Consider the following 19,477-nt stretch of genomic DNA (forward strand, 5'->3'; position numbering starts at 1 on the left):
CTGTACTTACGTTTAGTGTCGACAACTCAATGATTGATGGAAACCTTATTCGTCAAATTTCATTCCATAATCGACGACTGAAATCTTCACATCATATTCAATCGCTGTCTCACTAAAAATTTCATCCCAGTTATCTTTATGCTCGTTCCAGTAGGTTGGATAGTTGATGCGAACGTATTCTCCAAAACCAATCGCATCTACTTGAAATTCTTCTTGCAATTTTTTTAATGTCTTCTCAATATCATGTTCCGCATCTTTTTTAATCAACTCTTCTAACTTCTTTAGTTGTTCTTCCTTAGTGATCTTGTCTGACACATCGAAAACTTCAGAGATCCATCCTTCTGATTCTATTTCCACGTTAAACGTGAGCTTGTTATTTTTTAGTGTAGGTGTAATATCACTCTTTAAGGATAATACTTCGTATACAATCGCATGTTCTTCTTCGTCAGTAACGAGTACGATCCCCTCATCGGTTGATGCAGTTAGCCACGTAACCCCATGTATTTCTTCATCATTCAAAAATCCCATTAATGTTAGCGTATCTCCATTGATCACACCTGCTCCCATGAGTTTGACTTCATCCTCTTCCTTTACAACATTTTGTAAGAGAAAGCTTGTATTCGTATTTAGTTTAGAGAACAACTTGGCAAGTGTTATCGGTTTCAGTATTCTAGCCGATTTTGCATGGTCTGCAATACCTGTAATGAGAAGCGCGGGAATGTCTGTCGGATCATCAGATTCTAATACATCCCTAGCCATCCCATCTGAAATCATCACCATAGAACTTGCTCGAGATTCAGGATTACGCTTAAAATGATCGAGTAGCTCTTGTAGACTCGTTTGTTGAGCCAGTTCACTACTAATAACAATCAGTTGTTGATGCTGACTAAAGAACGGATTTGGGGTTTTGTAATTGACGTCATAGGCGGTTTTAAGTATTGAATTTCCTGTTTCTACATAATTTTTGTAAGGCTTGCCTGATTGTTCGGAGTTCTCTAATGAACTTGTTGTCTCCGTAATATTGGCTACTTGATAGGTCACTTCTAATAATTCGTCTTGATCCGTCGTTTGATTCCTTTCCACTTGACCTACATCTATGCCAACCCCAATAATCATACTTAAATGTTCGATGTCCGTTGAACTCCAACAGCCTGATAAGAAGACAATAGAGATGATAAACAAAAGGATGAAGCGATTGATTGTTCTCATTGAACCTTCCCCCTTATAAAAGATATGAGCAGTAGAAGACAAGGGACAATCCCAAATAACACAAAGGCAACATTAGCAATCATATCTCCTAACCAAGAGAGCTGATACAAATTTTTAGGGGCCATCGACAGAATAAAAATGATTGGAAGGAGACCATACATGAAAGGTTTGATGTCTTTATTAAAAAGTTGCGAAAGACCAAGCGAAGCAAGATAAAAGGAAATGGAGAGTGTAGTGAATATTTGCATGGTCCAAATGATTAAAAACACAGAATCATACCGCTCAAAAAATAGTTCTGGGAATTCGAAAGATTGTATTAATATGACTGTCGGAAAAGTTAAATTTTTAATACCATCAATCGATAAAGCGCCAATCACCATGACTAGAGTTAAAAGGTAGATCACTGTAGGTACTAGCACCCCGAGAAAGATAACTTTCTTTGCTTTATGTTGATCTGTCATAAATGCTTGAATGATCAATATAATTTCAACCCCTAAGGTGGATAGTGCCATCGATTTTATTTTAAATATGGGTCTAATTCCCTCTCCTAATACCGGACGTAAATGATTAAGCTCAAATAACCCTAAGCTCATGAGTGCGACGACAACAAAAGTAAGAATAGTTAAAGGAAAAATGATTTGGGATACACGCGCAATCGATGTAATCCCACCAACAACCAGGTACAGAGATAGCCATAGAACAATAACAATCAAGATCGTGATAGGCGTTTCTTCCAACAAATAGATTTCTACTACTTCTGCCATCATTCTCACTGCAAAGATTGTATCCGTAATAAAAAAAAGGGTGATAACAAGACCGATAAAAAGACCAAGAAACTTCCCTACAATTAATCCACTGTATTGGTAAAACGTTTGATTAGGGTATCTTTTATTAAGCGTGATAATCACAAACGCCATGGCAAGTGGAACCAAGCTGCTAATTAACAGTGCCATCCAAACATCAGGTGTCCCCACTTCATTAGCAGCCATTCTAGGAAGCGTTAAAATTCCCACACTCAGCGTGTAGTTAATGATGAGAATTGTGGCTTGAGTTGGTGTGATCATTCCATGTTGACTTTTCCTCATTTTTCACAATCCTCTCATTAACAGTTACTGCTTACGAATAGAGTTCTTAGGTCGCAAGAATTTCGGACGTTTGTTCATCATTTTAATCGGCATTCTAACCAGTAGGTCTTTCCAGTCGCTTGTTGAGTAGGGGATTGCTGGACTTAGGTAAGGAGTATTAAAGCTATTCAACTTCACGAGATGGATACAAAAGAAAAGGAAAAAGACAAGAACCCCAAACAAGCCGAAAGAAGCACTTAAAAACATCGCAAGAAATCTTATCATTCGTAATGATGTGCTCATACTGTATTGTGGCAATGAGAAAGAAGCAATCGCCGATAACGCCACGACAATCACCGTAGCAGGACTTACAATGCCGGCTTCAACAGCAGCTTCACCGATTACCAGACCGCCTACGATTCCAACCGCCTGACCAATTGGTTTCGGTAAACGAAGACCAGCCTCTCTTAAGATTTCAATCGCAACTTCCATGATGAGAGCCTCAATGATGATTGAAAAAGGCATCCCTTCACGTGCACCGATAATTGACATTGCCAGTTGAGTTGGAAGCAACCCTTGATGAAAAGAAACGAAAGCGATGTATAAAGGAGTAGAAAAAACAGTAAGAAAAGCAGCAATGTAACGTAACCATCGATTCAATGTTGCTGATATCGATCGATGATAATAATCCTCCGGTGATTGTAAAAACATGCTAAGAGTAACGGGAACGATCAACGCAAATGGCGTTCCATCAAGTAAAATAGCTACCCTTCCCTCTGCCATCGCTGCGATCACCTTGTCCGGACGTTCTGTGTTTTGTACTTGTGGAAAGAAAGAGAGCGGTTGATCTTCAATCAGTTGTTCAATAATTCCTGATTCAGGTACATTATCAATCATAATGTTCTGTATTTTTCTTTTTACGCTTTCTACAAGAGTAGGATCTGCTATGCCCTCAACAAATGAAATCACGACTTCTTTGTTAAATCGACTTCCTACTTGACTGCTAATCAGTCTGAGGTCAGTGTTCACTCCAGCCTTGCGAAGCAAAGCGATATTCTCTCCAATATCTTCGTTGAACCCGAGTCTCGGTCCCCTTACTAAGGTTTCAGTAACCGGTTCTTCTAGGCTCCTTGTTTTCGATTTCGGTGTTTTCAAGATAAATGCATGATCTGTCCCTTGAAAAAGTAATACCGCATTCCCTTGTAACATATTGATCGAAATGGTCTTCACACAATCTGTCTCATACATTTCACTCACAGGTAGTAATCCATTTTTTATTTGATCCATATAATCTTGAAGATCATTATAAGGAGAATCAGTCATTAACGGCTGCAAGATGTTATTATTAATCATCTCTATATCAACGATATCTTTTAAAAAAATGAGGGCTGTTTTAAGGTTTTCGTCGCCTAATTGAAACGTTCTTAGTACCATATCACTACTATCACCCAGTTCTTCTTTCACTAAAGAAACATTCTCTTCAAAATCATACGAAAGAAAGGATGATGTCTCATCCACCCAATCAGACTGCTTGGATGGATCTTTTATTGACAAGTAATATAGTTTAGAAATAACAAGTGGAACGAATAATGTGATTAACGCAATACCATAGATGTACATTTCAGGAAGAAAAGATTTTATCGTTTCAAAAGATGGCAATGGGACGAGCCCCCCTTCTAAAAGAGTGTGATTCGGTCTACCTATAACAACTCTTCAATTTACGCTACGCTTAGCGTGACACATAAGGAGGAAAGTTATGCGTGATTTTCTATTGAAGATCTCAAGCCATTGAATATTTTAAGTTAAGGTTAGATTATTGAGATTGACTTCTAAAAAAGTAGGGGGGAATCGGGTTAATTAAGAAAATAAATGCCATTCTTGCTGTATTACCAGAGGGAGAAATCGGCTTTGAAAAGACTGTACTCATCTGTGGGGTTAACCATAATCGTTTTTAAAAACGATAAGTGGAGGTGCTTAATGAAAAGTGGAAAACGACTCATACAATACTGTCGTTCTACACAATCTATATAAGACATTTCTTCAAATGGAGTGTCACGCAACCCATCCTACTGACGAGGTGATTCGATGACGAAAGATCAATTAGATCCGAATTCAGCAGCGTTCGCCCACAATTGGACAAGACCGAAGCGTACATCTACACAAGTGAACGGTCACACCGAAATGTCTCAGTCAACCATTAAATTAAAACGTGTTCCAGTGTCTGGGCGTCGGTAAGGGTGAGAGGGAGGAGAGCCGTTTTAAGCGGGTCTCCTCTTTTTATTTTGACTGGGCAGAAGGAAAGATATGTAGAGACCTTCTCATATTAAAAAAGCCGATTTCACTTAGGAAATCAGCTTTTTTTTCTATAGATTCAAATCCATCGTTTGAACAAAATAACGGGGATATACAACGTTACTGATACCCCAAGTTTAAAAATTTAAAAACTTTTTTTGACCCAATTATGTAAGGTAGCTTATCACCAAGTTAATGGTGAGATTGATTCATCAATGGCTCGTAATTCATAGCCTTCATCAAGCAAGAAAACAATCACGTCTTCTATATGTTCGAGGGTAGCCTTCGTATCATGGAATAAAATCACTGGTTCCTTTTCTACTAATTCAAGCGCTCTTACTTCCTGGATGACTGTTTTCACCATTCGTCTATCTCTGTTTTTCCAGTCTTCGCTATCTACGTTCCAATCCCATATTTGATAACCTAATTTTTGGATAGATGCTGTCCACTCATCGTTCAGATGAGGTTTACTACCATAGGGGGTACGTATTAATGTGGTGTCGCTGCCTGTGAGAGCTTGGAGAGTTTTTCTTTCTTCATCCATTTCATCAATGACATTATTGAGTGATGCATAAATTTTCTTGGCATCGTGTGACACACTATGGAGACCAATTCCATGCCCTTCATTAAGCATTTTATTGACTGCATTAGGGTGTTTTTTCATGTTTCCATCGATCATAAAAAAGGTTGCCTTTACATTATACAAATCAAAAAGCTCTAAAAACGACTCTGTATATGCAGAGGGTCCATCATCAATGGTGATGTAAGCCACTTTCTCGTCACCATCTTCTTGGGGCGTAGCACTTTTGATTTCTATTCCTTCTTCTTCTCCCTCTTCTTCAAGGATGATTTCTTGACTGCTCGTTGTTTTTATCTCTTCATTGTTGGTCACTGTCGCTATCTCTGTCAATTCAGATAGGTCTTTTTCAGCACGTGCTTGTGAAAAAAAGGTATTTAATAACCCAGATATGAGTGCAATGAACGTAATGGAGGCGATGAGGATATAAAATCGAGTATTAGGTCTTCTTTTCTTTGGTTTCCGTCTCATTTCTTTTCCTCCATCTCTTAGTCATTTCTGTTTTTATAAAAAAACCAAAAATTGGTCATTATTGTATTAGTTATTACATTTATAAATAATATTCCTTGTTGTAGGCACCATTCCCAATTTGTTTAGAAGAGGAAAGGGGGCTAGACAGAATCCCTCTCGAAAAGGGCCCTAAGTTTCTATCCCGGTCATCAAATCAATAAAGTTGCCCGGGGGTATCTGCCATTCGCTCCTACATTTGTTCTTAATATTTTCACTAATTACATCAATATACGGATCATCCTTAAATAATAGAGGGAAAGTGATTGAAATTTTGTTTTTTATCAATCGCATCGTATCTTACTGTAGTTAAAGATGAACTAGACGGAAGCATGTAGTTATTTTATTACTATTACACGGTTTAATTTCTTCTTGTTACACTTGTGAAGTAGTTATACTTATCAATTTTTTATCTTGCAATGCAACATATGATGTCACTTGTGTTACAAATATTACATCTTTCGTTACATATATTACATCGAGTGTAACACTATCAACAGAGTACAAAGACCCATTCCACGTCATTATTTATCGATTATTGTGTATAATCCCAATACTTCTACTGAACAGGTTCGAGAATTGCCAATTCCAGAGCATAAATTGTCGACATCTTTATTATTGACAAAAAATAGTTCATCCCCTAAACTAAAAAAAGTAATTAGTTTAGGGGATGAACTATTTTGAATAAACGACTAATCGAAGCAGTAGAATTATTTGAAGATGTGATGGTGTATGGAACAGAACGTGTGATGAAATCGCTGGATGACCCGATTTGGAAGGAATATTCACCAGAGCAAATAGAAGTTTTGAAAATGATTGGAAAGCATGGTCAGATGCCAGCGGGACAACTTGCTTCGATGCAATGTGTTCATAAAAGCGCAATTTCGAATCGTCTTAAGAAGCTCCAAGAAAAAGAGTTAGTTCGTATTGTGAAATCAACGGAAGACCAACGTACTAAGCTCGTAGAATTAACCGAAGCAGGGAAGGAGGTTGTGAAGCAGTCAGATAAAGTGTTATACGAATACATCGAGAAACTATTTTCCAATCGAATCGGTGATGAAGAACTGGATCAGTTTGTCATGATGTTTAGGAAGATAAAAGAAATTTTGAAATTGGATGGAGTGTAAAACGTGAATCAAATTATAAAGTTAAGATGGCCAATCGTCATTGGCTTAGTTGGTCTTACTATTGCATTGTTTTTCTTGGCGCCAAACTTAACTGATCAGGCAGAGGAAGCGGGGACGTTCCAGTTACCTGAAGATGCAGCTTCTAAGCGTGCAGCGGACATTTTAAAAGAAGCGGGAGCAGGACAAGAGACGATTTCACTCGTGTTTCCTTTAGATGCAGGATTAAATGATTCATCAAGAGAAGAAATCGCTGACATTGTAAAAGAGCTCCAAACGATTGGAAGTCCTGTATCGGATATTTTAGATCCATTTGAAAATGAAGAAATGGAAAATCAACTTGTTTCTGAAGATCAACAAACGGTTCTCGTGCCAATTACCGTGGACGGAACAAATGAACAGGTGAATGAGCTGGCTGAAGAAATTCGATCGACTATCGTGCCAGATGACCTTACTGTCTACATTACAGGCGAAGCGATCATTTTCAACGATGTAAACATCAGCTCGCAAGAAGGTCTCGAGCGTACGGAGATTATTACCGTTGTGCTGATTTTTGCGTTGCTATTAGCGGTTTTTCGATCAATCATAACGCCAATTATTCCACTTGTATCCATTGGTATTACGTATTTACTCAGTCAATCTCTCGTGGCGTTTTTCATCGATTGGTTTGGCTTTCCGGTCTCCAACTACACGCAGATTTTTTTAGTGGCCGTTTTATTTGGGATTGGAACAGATTATTGTATTTTACTGTTAAGCAGGTATAAAGAAGAGCTGTCAGCTGGTCAACCAGTCGAAACGGCAATCCTTAATACGTACAAAACAGCTGGACGTACGCTATTGATTAGTGGGCTTGCTGTGTTTATCGGGTTTTTCGCGATTGGCTTTGCAGACTTCCCGATTTTTAAATCAGCAGTAGGGGTATCAGTCGGAATCGCAGTGTTACTAGTCGTTCTATTTACCATTGTGCCATTCTTTATGGTTACCTTAAAAGAGAAACTATTTTGGCCATCTAAAAAATCAGCTTCTCATAATGATAGTAAGCTATGGTCATGGTTCAGTACGCTGTCAGTAAAACGACCAATTCTTTCTATGCTAGTTGTGGCGATTATAACCGTCCCACTTTTGTTTACGTATGATGGTGACCTTTCATATAACACCGTTGATGAAATTGGTGATCAATACGAGTCAGTAAAAGGGTTAAATGCGATTGCAGATGGCTTTGGGCAGGGAGATTCATTGCCTGTTCAAGTCATTATTTCAAGTGATGAAGACATCGTCACTGAATCAACTGTGCCTTACATTGAAATGATGAGCAAAGAAATTGAGCGTGTGGAAGGTGTGGATTCAGTTCGCTCCATCACACGTCCAGCAGGTGAAGTGTTAGAAGACTTTTATGTTGATCATCAGCTTGGACAAATTGCAGATGGACTCAAGGAAGCGCAAACGGGACTTGGGGAAATTCAAGTAGGTTTAACAGAAGCTGAAAATGGTTTAGCTGAAATCACAGGTCAAATGCCTGCTGGTAGTGATGATGCATCAGAGACTGGTGGATTAGGGGAAGCGGCAGAAGGTCTTGGTCAGTTAACTGAACAGCTTGGGCTAGTGTCGCAAGGACTTCAACAACAGCAAAATATCCCTCAAACGGTTGAACAGTTGGGGGCGATTCAACAAGAGTTAGACGTGATTCAGCAAGGACTTAGCGGAGCGGCTACTCAGCTTGAAGGCCAAGGGGATCAAGCTGCTGCACTAGGCGGGGGACTAACCCAGCTTGCTGAAGGTGTCGGTGCATCGAATGAGGGTCTGTCAGAAATTGAAGAAGGTTTGAATAGTGCCATTTCCATTATTGAGGAAATGAGCGACAGTGATGCTGTTCGTGATACAGGCGTCTTCATTCCAGAAGGAACACTTGAAAACGAAGAATTCACACAAGTGATTGATCGTTATGTGATCAGTGAAAACACGGGTATTAAAATGGAAGTTATTTTATCTGATGACCCATACTCACCTGAAGCAATCGAAACGGTGGAACGGATAAAAACCACCGTGGAACGTGCTTCAATCGATACGCCTTTTGATGATGCTGAATTTGCCTATGCGGGCGTATCAAGTACCAATAGTGATTTGAATGTCATTTCATCAGATGATTACACACAAACGGTGATCATCATGTTGATTAGCTTGTTTGTCGTGTTGACTATCATATTCCGTTCAATCATCATGCCATTGTACATGATTGGTTCGTTGCTACTAACGTATTTCACATCGATTGCTGTGGCGGAACTGATTTTCATCAATGGGCTTGGCTTTGAAGGAATAAGCTGGGCTGTACCGTTTTTCGGATTTGTTATGCTTGTTGCGTTAGGTGTGGATTATTCGATCTTCTTGCTTGATCGTTTTAAAGAAGAAGCAGAAAAGGGACTTTCAGTAAAAGAAGCAATGACAGTATCCATGGAGAAAATGGGAACCGTGATTATCACCGCTGCGATTATCCTAGCGGGAACATTCGGTGCCATGATGCCATCTGGTGTTCTTAGCCTCATGCAAATCGCAACAATCGTTATCACAGGGTTACTGTTATACGGTTTAATTGTCTTACCACTACTCATTCCAGCCATCACCGTGTCCTTTGATAAAGGCGTTTGGTGGCCGTTTAAGAAAAAAGAATAATCATTAACAAGACGGAGTCGCTTATGGGGCTCCGTTTTTTGTGCTGAGGGAATAGACAGGTGCCAGAGCTGATTAACTTCCAGTTGAGATTGAATTCGTAGGATAGGAAATTGATTAGTTAGGGAAATTTGCTTGCTCCCTATTTAAAATGATGGAGGTAAGAGGTGTATCGCTTACTCACACAAATAGGATGCGATGGGTGCATCTATATGGGCATGTATTTAAAGGGGAAAGTGTCCGTTTGGTAATGCTTTTCGATATCGAGGATGATGATGCCAACAATTTCAAAGGGAATAAATGTGAGACGAGTGATCCAGGCGTTATTTGTCATTGATTAGACTTAGCATCCTTCGGGGGGCACCCTGAGAGACCTTTTTACACCCTAGTGTTCTTGTGAATCATCATGCAGCGAGTAAATCAAAAGAGAAAGGCATGACAACAAGATTGTGTACGCCTTGCCCATGAAAATACCTCCAATAAATGTACTTGTTTACAGTGCAATATTTACGAAGGTGTATTGTTTTTATATAGGGACGATACGAATCGTCCCGTATAGCGTTCATCCACGATTAAAGGAGCGTAGGGAATTATACAAGATCTTGGAGTGTAAAAAGCGTTTGATCAATCCTCATCTTCAGCAGCTTCAACAGCTTCAATAAGAGCTTTAATATCAGTATTTTCTAATGCAGCTTCAATGATTTCTTGATGGGAATCGTGTTTATGATCATCGCAACTACCACAATTAACTATATTAAATATACTAACAAATGTGCAGTTTCTTTTTTTTCTTTTTTTCTTCTTATGGCTCATATTTCCCTCTCCTTTTCAAAAATAAAATGATCGTTACGTAAATCTTTATTAATATATTAAAATTTAATTAAAAGGCTTGTGTGTATGCCTATTGATTATGCGAAATTTCAAGAGGGACAATATGACAGCTTTTGAAGATTGGTAATAGCCAATCAATCATAATTAAAAATTCATACCTTAAGTAATCTTTTTGTACTTAGTGTTCTTGGGCGTAAATAAAAACAGAAAGGCGTGAACAAAAAAATCGCCTGTTTTGTGTACGCCTTGCCCATGGCAAAATACCTCCGATAAATGTACTTGTTTGCTGTGCAATATTTACGAAGGTATTTTGGTTTTTTATGGGGTGCTTTTTAACCGCCCTGTATGGCGTTCATCAACAATAAAAGGATCGGTGGAAATCATTAAGGGGGTTGACAAACTCACTATACAAGAAGATCTTGGTGTGTCAAAAGCGTTTTAGCAATCTTTATCTTTACGATCGCAACTACCACAGTTAACTAAATTAAATATACTAATAAATAAGCAGTTTCTTTTTCTTCTTTTTTTCTTCTTATGGCTCATAGTTTCCCCTCCTTTTCAAGAAAATGATCGTTACGTAAATCTTTTAGGAGCAACTAAAGATCTACCCTATTAATATATTAAAATTTTAATTAAAACGTTTGTATGTATTGATTAGTGATTATGCGGAAATTTCAAGAGGGATGATATGACTGCTTTTGAAGATTGACAATAGCCTATCTATCAGAATGAAAAATTCAACCCTGAGAGACCTTTTTGCACCCTAGTGTTCTTGTGAATCATCATGTAGCGAGTAAATCAAAAGAGAAAGGCATGACAACAAGAAAATTGCCTCTTTTGTGTACGCCGCCTCGCCCATGCAAAAATACCTCCGGAAATATGTTTAAAGTACAATATTTACGAAGATATTTTTTTTTTATATAGGGGCGATTCTTTATAGTTTATCGAACCGCCCATATGGCGTTCATCAACGATAAAAGGAGTTTAGGGAAGCATTAAGGGGTTGACAAACTCACTCTATATAAGAAGATCTTGGTGTGTCAAAAGCGTTTTATTACTCGTCATCTTCAGCAGCTTCAGCAGCTTCAAGAAGATCTTTAATATCAGTATTTTCTAATGCAGCTTCAACGATGTCTTTATGGTCGTGTTTACGTTTATCGCAACTACCACAATTAACTAAGTTAAATATACTAATAAATAAGCAGTTTCTTTTACTTCTTTTTTTCTTTTTATGGCTCATATTTTCCCCTCCTTTTCAAGAAAATGATCGTTACGTAAATCTTTTAGGAGCAACTAAAGATCTACCCTATTAATATATTAAAATTTAATTAAAACGTTTGTATGTATGGCTTAGTGATTATGCGGAAATTTTAAGAGGGACGATATGACGGCTGAGAATGCCTGAAAGTGCGGGTGGAATAACTAAAAAAGCGCAATCCAAATCTACATGGGAAAGTGAAACCAATTCCAATCAAGGAGCAAAGCGTGGATGACGTTTAAAGGGCAGTCAATGATCGTGTCCCAAGCAGGAATGTAGCTGGTGGATAGAGAGGGTGGTATAATGTCACTCTCGGTTTAACAGAGATTCCATAAAGAGGATGTGTAGATTGACTCAGATACGTTGATTGCTAAAACAACGCCTGACAATCAATATTGCTACATAGAATGATTAATTCGCACTGTGCAAGGGGAATCCTAAAACTAGATGTAAGAATTCGCTCGATGTATGTGGAGCATGCACGAAACTAGTAACAAAGGAGGCAATTCCGTTGAATAAGCTTGTTTTTGGACTCCTTGTCATTCTTACCACAGGATTGATGGGGTCCTCTTTTGCTATCGGGAAAATTGGCTTGGCCTATGTGTCCCCATTATTGCTCGTTGCTTTCCGATTCACGATTGCCGGTGTAATTATGGCGGTTGTAGTCCGAATGTTGAAATACAAGCATCCGGATACATTTGGCAATTGGGTACGAATGGCTGCGATCGGTTTTTTCCAAACAGCGGCAGTGATGGGCTGTATTTTCTTGAGTTTACGAACGATTACTTCAGGTGAATCATCCATCCTGACATTTACAAATCCACTCCTTGTGGTTTTGTTTGGTACACTCTTTTTACGTATAAAATATCGTTTCATCCAATGGATTGGGGTGTCGCTTGGATTAGTTGGTGTTTTCATCACGATGGGAGCTAACTTGACTTTTGAAATAGGTATACTATTTGGTATTTCGTCTGCTATTGCATGGGCGATTGCAACTCTTCTCGTGAAGTCGTGGGGGCATCTGTTTAATACATGGGTATTGACGGCTTATCAAATGTTATTTGGTGGAATCTTTTTGTTTATTGGAACTGTTTTATTCGAAGAGCCGTTTTTCCAAGTAAACGCAACATCGATATTTGTTTTAGTATGGCTTGTCATTATGGCATCTATCGTTCAATTCGCAGTGTGGTATTACTTACTGCAAAAAGGAGATCCAGGTAAAACGAGTGCCTTTCTTTTCTTAGCTCCATTCTTTGGGGTTGTAAGCGGTTGGATCTTACTGGATGAGACACTGCAATGGTACGTAGGGGTTGGAGGCTTGTTCATTTTTATTGGGATCTTCCTAGTGAATTGGAAGAGTCGGGCCAAATAAACGAAATTATCGTCTATTTACACATCAATCATGTTACAATTTTTGTAATATGGTTGGTGTTTTTATTTGCAGCAAAAAGGAAAAATTCTTAGTCCTGTTGAAAGAAGAGGTTTTGTTAGTGTAAGATTTATTTGAATATTCTTTCGAAAGGAGAGGGATGTATGCACGATTTTTTGATGTTTGTTGTTCTTTCCATATTTCTCGTTATTTTACCTGGACCGGATACCGTGTTAGTCATACAAGGCGCAAGTTCCAGAGGAAAGAAAGAGGGATTGCGAACAGTCTTTGGAATTACAACTGGGGTTTTAGTTCACACTTCGGCAGCAGTACTTGGACTTTCAATTATTATCGTAAACTCTTCTTTTTTATTTGAAACATTAAAATTTGTAGGTGCAGTTTACTTAGTATATATAGGTGTTTCAACCTTGATAGCAAGTCGTAAACGGAAAAATAAGCATTATCAAGCTCAAAAAAAGCCTTTTAAGTTAGTTCAGTCTGGGTTTAAAAAAGGGTTAGTAACAAACGTTGTAAATCCAAAAGTAGCCGTTTTTTTCTTAACATTTTTACCTCAATTTATTAATGTTGAAAAAGGTTCATTTTTACAATTTTTGGGACTAGGCTTAACTTATTGTCTTTTGACATTTATATGGTTCTGTTTTGTGCTCTATTTAATCAAGTTTATAAAAAATTGGATGAATCGCCCTTCTACTCAAAGTGTAATAGAGAGAGTATCTGGATCAGTGTTAGTTATTTTTGGGCTTAAGTTAGCATTTGAAAAACAACCTTAATTTTTTGGGGTTTTGGTGAAAAAATCTATAGAGATAGTGGAACAACCAAGCAGATAGAAAATGATCAAACATTTATATAGAACATAGCCTTTTATAAATAGTTAGAATATTGTAAATATAGGATGAAGATTTAAAAAATCAAGGGAGTTGTTAAATAATGTGTGGGATTAGAAACTAAACATAGAGAAAGAGATTTAGAAATTCCAAAGCATCGTCAAAATTTAATAAATGCAATACAAAAAGATTTGCTGGGTGATGATAATGTACTAGCTGTTTTTTATGGGGGTTCCTTAGGAAACGAAAACACAGATTTATATTCTGATATCGATCTTCGTATAGTTGTCAAAGATGTAGTTTTTGAAGAATATAGGTTAAATAAAAAACAGCGAGCTAAAAACTGGGGTAATGTTTTATACTACGAAGATTTCCCTTGGGCAACACACAGTGTTGCTCATTTTAAAGGATTTATCAAGGTTGATACTTTTTACTACACGGTCAAGGATGTGAAACCTTCAGTTTGGCTTCAAAACATCAAGATTGTTCACGACACTACTGGACTGCTGAAAGATGTATTAGATACATCAAATAAGTTGATTTATGAACCAACTGTTGAGGAAATAGAGATTTGGAGAACAAGATTTTTTGCTTATGTTCATGAAGCCTATCGAGGGGTAATGAGGCAGGAATTTTACAATGCACTAAGTTATCTTGATGCTCTGCGATTGTCAATAACAACTGCTTGGTATATGGAGGCAGGCTTACAACCAAACAATTTTGGTTATTGGGCAAAATTAGAAGGCAAAAGAAGTAAATTACAAGATTGGCAATTAACGCTTCTTGAACAATGGAATAGTAGCAGAGAATCTGACGAAATAATGAGTGTTATTAAAAGTATGGTTCCCGAGTTTATAAGGGTTCATAAGAACTTGTGCAAGAAATATGAATTGGAAGAATACCCTGATTTGGTGGATGAAATACTTAATATGGTTTTATAGAGAATGTTAAAAAGTAGCGATTTCGCTGCTTTTTGTTGTCTATATTTCAATCTAATCCAGAAAAGGCAGCTTTTCTGGAATATCTATGCTGTATGGATATTCAAGCTCGTTATTCAAATAAAGGGCGCGATTGTGGAATAAACCTTAGATTTAAACATAAAGTCGTCTAATTTTTAAACCTCAACACATATAACCCCGTCCTGATTTTAAGACGGGGCTAAAAAATAGTTGTTTGTAAACTACTTCACTGCACTTAAAAATATAACAAGTGTAATAGAGGTTATTATTTCGTTTTTTGTTCGTTTAAACAATCGATAATATATGGACACAACAAAGCATAAATTGACCGGATTTATTGAAATCAGACTGTTAGTATTTAATCAAGGAGTGAGTCATATGGGTTGGGTTGAGGATATACAGAAGGCAATCGACTATATGGAAAATAATTTGCAAGATAAGATAACGATGGAAAGTATAGCTAAACAAGCGAATGCGTCGGTATTCCACTTTCAACGAACATTTTCGGTATTAACCGATATGTCTGTTGGTGAATACCTTCGAGGAAGACGTTTAACCTTAGCGGCACAGGAGTTAGCTAGTACAAACCGCAAAATAATTGATCTCGCCTACCAATATGGCTACGACACTCCCGAAGCTTTTTCAAAAGCATTTCGTAGACAACATGGAGTAAAACCAAGTGCAGTACGAAAGAACATTGGAAAGTTGAAATCTTATAACCGCCTAGTTATTCAGGTGAGTCTGAAAGGAGCAGAACCAATGAAGTACAAAATTGTTGAAAGAGAGCGTTTTCAAGTTGTAGGGGTCAAACGGGAATTTTCATTAGCATTAGTCAGCGATGATAACTTTAAGGGTATCCCTGAATTTTGGAATGATGTTAATGCCGATGGTACAACCGACAGACTATGTAAATTTAACAATGGAGAATTACAAGGTTTACTTGGTGTATGTGCTGATCATCAAGGAGATACACAAACGAAACAAATTGATTATTGGGTGGCTACAGAATATGACGGAAGGACACCCGAAGGATTCTTGAAATTTCACATACCCGCATCAAAATGGGGGGTATTTGAAGTTCACGGACCGATGCCAGATGCAATGCAACAAGCGTGGAATCAGATAGTGTCAGAATGGTTTCCATCAAATAAATACGAGCATGCCGGCACCCCTGAATTAGAGGTATATTCAGGCAAAGATCCTTTCAGTCCTGATATGTATTCTGAAATCTGGATCCCTTTAAAATAAGCGATAGCCACTCATTCAACAAAATAAGTCAATCAAAAGACATTGGTGACTTTGTCATACAATCGTGTTCAACTGTGAAGAACACTTAGTTTTTCAATGACAGCAGTGCAATTCGCTATTCAGCCCGGTTCGTTAAACGGAGCTGAATAGTTGTTTTTATTTTTTACTTGAGCTGATTTTGCAATATAGCAACCGTTAGTGAAGAATAACTAAATGTAGGTCAGTTTGAAAGAATTGAAACAAATAAACATAATAGAAATGCAATGCTAGATATTGGCGTCATGATCAGCCTTTCTTTTTTACTTCTAGATGCAAGGTTCCCTATTGTATTTAATGCTAGAAAAATCGTAAAAACCCATACTAATATATTGGTAGGTATAAAATTAAACTCAACTGAAATTACTTTAGCATGTTGCAGAAAGACGAAACCCATAAACAAAACAATCATTGCAGATATCGTACTGACAAAACGTAATGGTTTAGGTAATATTTTGTGGTATCCACCCATAGTTGCTTCACCTAAGGGGTATCCTAGTGAAACTAGAACCTGAAATATTGCTATACCTACACATATAACAGCAATAATCATTGCTGCTAAGTTAATATATATTTCCACCATTTAGAAACCTCCTTTTCTATTCCCAACTAGCTTCAGTTTTGAACCGCTTTTTTCTTATCACGCATCCGCTTGAATTCAATCCAAATGCCGAGAGCAATCGCTATCCAAAAAAATGGCTGGTGGATGCTGAGTGGGGTATCGGTTGAACCGCCAAACAACTGAAGTACAATAATTAACCCTGAAAAATAGAGTGTAATCGGCAATCCAGTAAGAAGATCCTTCTTGGTACGTTTAGGATCAAACGTTAAAATGGATGCAAGAACAAATAATCCAAACGCAATAAATAAAATGGTCATCGTTAAGAAGGGTAGAAAATCTGGAAAGAAAAAGCGAATAAAGACCAATGTAAGAGCAGCTAAGCTCAGAATCGAAGCAGTACTGTTCATGATTTGTTTCACCATATGACCTCCAGAAAAATTAGTTAGTAGACATAGTCAGCGCTTTGTATGATCGTATTCCTGTGATAGTTAGTGTGAGAATAAGTACAACAAAGAAACTAGTGATTATGAACGCTTCAGGGATAAACATACACAATAACATACTAAAACCACCTATCATTAACGGGTACGAGCATGGTCGCACAATTCGATTCCACGAGTGATTCGTTGCCTGAGAAAAGCGAGTAGAGGATGAATCGATTTCAATAAGGAAACGTGGAAGGGTATTTGCTGTTGTAATCAACACAATGCCAACACTAAACGGGACGAATACGAGCAAATTTACATTATTGCCCGAAGCGGCCATTAGCACGCCAGCATGTAAGCTTAATAGGATAATGGATAGAGCAACAAAGATGTTGTCGAATCCTTTTTGATAACGAGTGAAGTTATTCTGACCTTTGAAAACATAGGGAAGGAGGAACAAGTTACTGTTCACCAAAATCATGGTGAATGGAAGTACCCATAACAGGACCGTGCTTGGACCATACGTACTTTCTTTAAATGAAACACCAATGATAAAGAAATAAGTGCTAAGGGCAAAAGCAGCGATGGTCAATAAAACAATCAAACCTTTTTTCATCATGTATTACCCCTTTTCTTGATTAAATTGGATAAGCCATTTCATCACATCTTGAAATACAGTAGTGTTCAATGAATAGTAAACGTATTGTCCTTTTTTTTGTGTATAGACAAGTTCGGCATGTTTAAGAATGGATAAGTGTTGTGAAATACCAGGCTTACTCATTTCGAAATGATCGGCGATCTCTCCAACAGTTAACTCACCGTTTCTCAATAAATCTAACATTTTTCTTCTGTTTTCATCTGACAAAGCTTTAAATAATTCATTAACGGACAATCATCGTTCACCTCCAATGAAAGTAATTAAGTAATTACTTAACTACAGTATAATACTCAGTCAGTTATTGTCAATCATTACCTTTCGATAAAAACCCTCTCCATTTCGTTAGAGAGGTGTAATGATTATCGAACCTATAGTAGAAACCGAATAATTTTCAGAGGAGAGGGTGTACGTGAATCAAAGGAATATAAGGTTAAGAGAGCTTGCGAAAGAATACCTTAAAGAGATAAATGAACCTATTTGTTTCGCATCTGTAGGGGGATCAGTTGCAAGGGGAGAGGCTGATTCCCTTAGTGATATTGATCTTACCATTTATGTAAATCATCAAACAGACCAAGCTGAAAATGTTCGTTTTGCAGGTGAATATATACAGCTTGATCAACGTACGATCAATGAATTTCCAATGGAGAAACAAATTGCAACGGATCCATGGACTTATCGATTTTTAACAGAGGCGTACATTATTCAAGACCAAGGAGGGACATTTTCTAAGAGAAAAGATTGGGTAGATACGTTTTATACTTCAAGACAATGCAAAGAGAAGATGGTCAAGCAAGTGACGGAAGTTGTGGAGGATCGAATTGATTTTGCCTTTAACTGTCTTAATGAGGAAAAAGAATACTCTGCAACAAATGCCGCAATGGGAGCCTGGGCAGAAGCTGCATTTTTGTTTCAATTTTTAAGCTCTGGCTCTCTTTCAACAGGACGTCTCATGCCAACCATTCAAAAGATTGACCAACATTTCCATCGATTCGTTAACGTCGCACCATTTCCAAGTGAAATAGACGTAACGGAAATCTCCACGATAATCAATCGATTTAGACAAGAGCTAAAGCAAAAGGGGGCTTCTTTTGATTTTGGTCTTTCTTCAATCCAGGATGAATTAGCTGAAAGAAAATCAAAGCGCTTAATTGCAGCAGGTGAACAGTTGAATTTAATTTGGCAGACATACGGAGAAGCGCTGTGGCTTTACTTTGAAACATCAGATGGACTGTCACTCGAAGACTATTTTTCAACGTTAACGCTGGAGAGTCAGTTAGGCCTAGCGAGGATTGGCTTTTCCCCTTCTAACGAACAGGAGATACAAGAGTTAGGTAGATTAAGTGTTGAACTACTAGAAACCGCCAAGCATCTAGCTAAAGAAAGTAACTGAAACCGAACCGAATTCGCGTCATCAAGCTAATTCAGTTCGGTATTTATCACACGTTATACCACATGCAGCTATGCACACAGTTCACCCAAGGAGCTGTACCAGGTGTTAAACCGAGTAAATAACACCTGCTTCTGCAGGATTGGAATCTCGGATCGGTAGGGTTATACATCGGAAAAACCTGAGCATATAGTGGGATGTTTGACTGCAGGAGACCGGTTTCGGGATCTATTTGGTAATACGGATTTTGTTGATTCCACTGAACAGGATTCATTTGAGGTGGAGATGGCTGGTACGAGTTGAAAGGATGTTGAACCATTGGAAGACCTCCTTTCCATCATCATTAGTAGTATATGTGAACCGACTTTCAAAGTGTAGACGATAAATTAAAGGACACTCCCCATGGATGAAGCAGGGAATGTCCTTTTAAAATTAAGTTTAACTGTTTTTCCATTATATTAC

Annotated in this window: 18 protein-coding genes; 8 read left to right on the top strand and 10 right to left on the bottom strand. The window is 37.9% G+C overall.

Annotation, left to right across the window (positions count from 1 at the left end):
* Positions 1-45: 45 nt before the first annotated feature.
* The 3 genes from AB1471_RS11555 to AB1471_RS11565 are packed head-to-tail and all read right to left on the bottom strand — an operon-like array spanning position 46 to position 3,893.
* Positions 46-1,209 (bottom strand): Ger(x)C family spore germination protein, encoded by a 1,164-nt coding sequence (locus AB1471_RS11555; RefSeq protein WP_367779920.1) that lies wholly within the window; start codon positions 1,207-1,209, stop codon positions 46-48.
* A complete protein-coding gene (locus AB1471_RS11560; protein ID WP_367779921.1) occupies positions 1,206-2,294 on the bottom strand; it encodes a GerAB/ArcD/ProY family transporter in 1,089 nt (362 codons plus the stop codon). Before AB1471_RS11560 ends, AB1471_RS11555 begins: the two co-directional genes overlap by 4 nt.
* A 24-nt stretch (positions 2,295-2,318) precedes the next feature.
* The gene (locus AB1471_RS11565; protein WP_437342365.1) at positions 2,319-3,893 is read right to left on the bottom strand and encodes a spore germination protein; all 1,575 of its coding nucleotides are present in this window, start codon (positions 3,891-3,893) and stop codon (positions 2,319-2,321) included.
* Between the two features lie 465 nt (positions 3,894-4,358).
* Between AB1471_RS11565 and AB1471_RS11570 the strand changes: the two genes are divergently transcribed.
* Positions 4,359-4,508 carry a YpzG family protein gene (locus AB1471_RS11570; protein WP_367779923.1) on the top strand — a complete coding sequence of 50 codons (150 nt, stop codon included), beginning with the start codon at positions 4,359-4,361 and terminating at the stop codon, positions 4,506-4,508.
* A gap of 241 nt (positions 4,509-4,749) precedes the next feature.
* Here AB1471_RS11570 and AB1471_RS11575 read toward each other — a convergent pair whose 3' ends face one another.
* Positions 4,750-5,613, bottom strand: a complete 864-nt coding sequence (locus AB1471_RS11575; RefSeq protein WP_367779924.1) for a polysaccharide deacetylase family protein — start codon at positions 5,611-5,613, stop codon at positions 4,750-4,752.
* A gap of 716 nt (positions 5,614-6,329) precedes the next feature.
* Here AB1471_RS11575 and AB1471_RS11580 point away from each other — a divergent pair.
* Both AB1471_RS11580 and AB1471_RS11585 read left to right on the top strand, forming a co-directional pair.
* On the top strand, positions 6,330-6,776 hold the full coding sequence (locus tag AB1471_RS11580) for a MarR family winged helix-turn-helix transcriptional regulator (protein ID WP_367779925.1): 447 nt from the start codon (positions 6,330-6,332) through the stop codon (positions 6,774-6,776).
* Positions 6,777-6,779: 3 nt separating this feature from the next.
* On the top strand, positions 6,780-9,440 hold the full coding sequence (locus AB1471_RS11585) for an MMPL family transporter (protein ID WP_367779926.1): 2,661 nt from the start codon (positions 6,780-6,782) through the stop codon (positions 9,438-9,440).
* A gap of 621 nt (positions 9,441-10,061) precedes the next feature.
* Here the strand turns inward: AB1471_RS11585 and AB1471_RS11590 are convergent.
* Together AB1471_RS11590 and AB1471_RS11595 are read right to left on the bottom strand one after the other, a co-directional pair.
* On the bottom strand, positions 10,062-10,250 hold the full coding sequence (locus tag AB1471_RS11590) for a hypothetical protein (RefSeq protein ID WP_367779927.1): 189 nt from the start codon (positions 10,248-10,250) through the stop codon (positions 10,062-10,064).
* A 1,072-nt stretch (positions 10,251-11,322) separates the two neighbouring features.
* Positions 11,323-11,508: a hypothetical protein gene (locus tag AB1471_RS11595; RefSeq protein ID WP_367779928.1), complete on the bottom strand. Its 186-nt coding sequence runs from the start codon at positions 11,506-11,508 to the stop codon at positions 11,323-11,325.
* Between the two features lie 529 nt (positions 11,509-12,037).
* Between AB1471_RS11595 and AB1471_RS11600 the strand changes: the two genes are divergently transcribed.
* The 4 genes from AB1471_RS11600 (at position 12,038) to AB1471_RS11615 (ending at position 15,947) form a co-directional block, all read left to right on the top strand.
* Positions 12,038-12,898, top strand: coding sequence for a DMT family transporter (locus tag AB1471_RS11600; protein WP_367779929.1), 861 nt, complete (start codon positions 12,038-12,040; stop codon positions 12,896-12,898).
* A gap of 161 nt (positions 12,899-13,059) precedes the next feature.
* A complete protein-coding gene (locus AB1471_RS11605; protein ID WP_367779930.1) occupies positions 13,060-13,686 on the top strand; it encodes a LysE family translocator in 627 nt (208 codons plus the stop codon).
* A gap of 161 nt (positions 13,687-13,847) precedes the next feature.
* Positions 13,848-14,681, top strand: coding sequence for a hypothetical protein (locus AB1471_RS11610; RefSeq protein ID WP_367779931.1), 834 nt, complete (start codon positions 13,848-13,850; stop codon positions 14,679-14,681).
* A 396-nt stretch (positions 14,682-15,077) separates the two neighbouring features.
* Complete coding sequence (locus AB1471_RS11615) at positions 15,078-15,947, top strand: AraC family transcriptional regulator (protein ID WP_367779932.1); 870 nt, start codon at positions 15,078-15,080, stop codon at positions 15,945-15,947.
* Positions 15,948-16,167: 220 nt separating this feature from the next.
* On the opposite strand, the gene AB1471_RS11620 is transcribed toward AB1471_RS11615, so the two are convergent.
* Genes AB1471_RS11620 through AB1471_RS11635 form a run of 4 tightly spaced genes read right to left on the bottom strand, consistent with a single transcriptional unit; the run spans position 16,168 to position 17,862 of the window.
* The gene (locus AB1471_RS11620) at positions 16,168-16,566 is read right to left on the bottom strand and encodes a hypothetical protein (protein ID WP_367779933.1); all 399 of its coding nucleotides are present in this window, start codon (positions 16,564-16,566) and stop codon (positions 16,168-16,170) included.
* A 32-nt stretch (positions 16,567-16,598) separates the two neighbouring features.
* Entirely contained in the window at positions 16,599-16,964 is a 366-nt protein-coding gene (locus tag AB1471_RS11625; protein ID WP_367779934.1) for a hypothetical protein, read from the bottom strand.
* 19 nt (positions 16,965-16,983) lie between these two features.
* Entirely contained in the window at positions 16,984-17,586 is a 603-nt protein-coding gene (locus AB1471_RS11630; RefSeq protein ID WP_367779935.1) for a hypothetical protein, read from the bottom strand.
* Positions 17,587-17,592: 6 nt separating this feature from the next.
* Positions 17,593-17,862 carry an autorepressor SdpR family transcription factor gene (locus tag AB1471_RS11635; RefSeq protein ID WP_367779936.1) on the bottom strand — a complete coding sequence of 90 codons (270 nt, stop codon included), beginning with the start codon at positions 17,860-17,862 and terminating at the stop codon, positions 17,593-17,595.
* Positions 17,863-18,037: 175 nt separating this feature from the next.
* On the opposite strand from AB1471_RS11635, the gene AB1471_RS11640 reads away from it, so the two are divergent.
* A complete protein-coding gene (locus AB1471_RS11640) occupies positions 18,038-19,018 on the top strand; it encodes a nucleotidyltransferase domain-containing protein (RefSeq protein ID WP_367779937.1) in 981 nt (326 codons plus the stop codon).
* The last annotated feature ends 459 nt before the right edge of the window (positions 19,019-19,477 follow it).

The organism is Jeotgalibacillus marinus, from assembly GCF_040801915.1.
GTDB lineage: Bacteria > Bacillota > Bacilli > Bacillales > Jeotgalibacillaceae > Jeotgalibacillus > Jeotgalibacillus marinus.

Bases quoted from the DNA above. Each gene is read 5' to 3' on its own strand.
- AB1471_RS11555 (WP_367779920.1), bottom strand. From the start codon at position 1,209: ATGAGAACAATCAATCGCTTCATCCTTTTGTTTATCATCTCTATTGTC.
- AB1471_RS11560 (WP_367779921.1), bottom strand. From the start codon at position 2,294: ATGAGGAAAAGTCAACATGGAATGATCACACCAACTCAAGCCACAATT.
- AB1471_RS11565 (WP_437342365.1), bottom strand. From the start codon at position 3,893: ATGTACATCTATGGTATTGCGTTAATCACATTATTCGTTCCACTTGTT.
- AB1471_RS11570 (WP_367779923.1), top strand. From the start codon at position 4,359: ATGACGAAAGATCAATTAGATCCGAATTCAGCAGCGTTCGCCCACAAT.
- AB1471_RS11575 (WP_367779924.1), bottom strand. From the start codon at position 5,613: ATGAGACGGAAACCAAAGAAAAGAAGACCTAATACTCGATTTTATATC.
- AB1471_RS11590 (WP_367779927.1), bottom strand. From the start codon at position 10,250: ATGAGCCATAAGAAGAAAAAAAGAAAAAAAAGAAACTGCACATTTGTT.
- AB1471_RS11595 (WP_367779928.1), bottom strand. From the start codon at position 11,508: ATGAGCCATAAAAAGAAAAAAAGAAGTAAAAGAAACTGCTTATTTATT.
- AB1471_RS11605 (WP_367779930.1), top strand. From the start codon at position 13,060: ATGCACGATTTTTTGATGTTTGTTGTTCTTTCCATATTTCTCGTTATT.
- AB1471_RS11615 (WP_367779932.1), top strand. From the start codon at position 15,078: ATGGGTTGGGTTGAGGATATACAGAAGGCAATCGACTATATGGAAAAT.
- AB1471_RS11620 (WP_367779933.1), bottom strand. From the start codon at position 16,566: ATGGTGGAAATATATATTAACTTAGCAGCAATGATTATTGCTGTTATA.
- AB1471_RS11630 (WP_367779935.1), bottom strand. From the start codon at position 17,586: ATGAAAAAAGGTTTGATTGTTTTATTGACCATCGCTGCTTTTGCCCTT.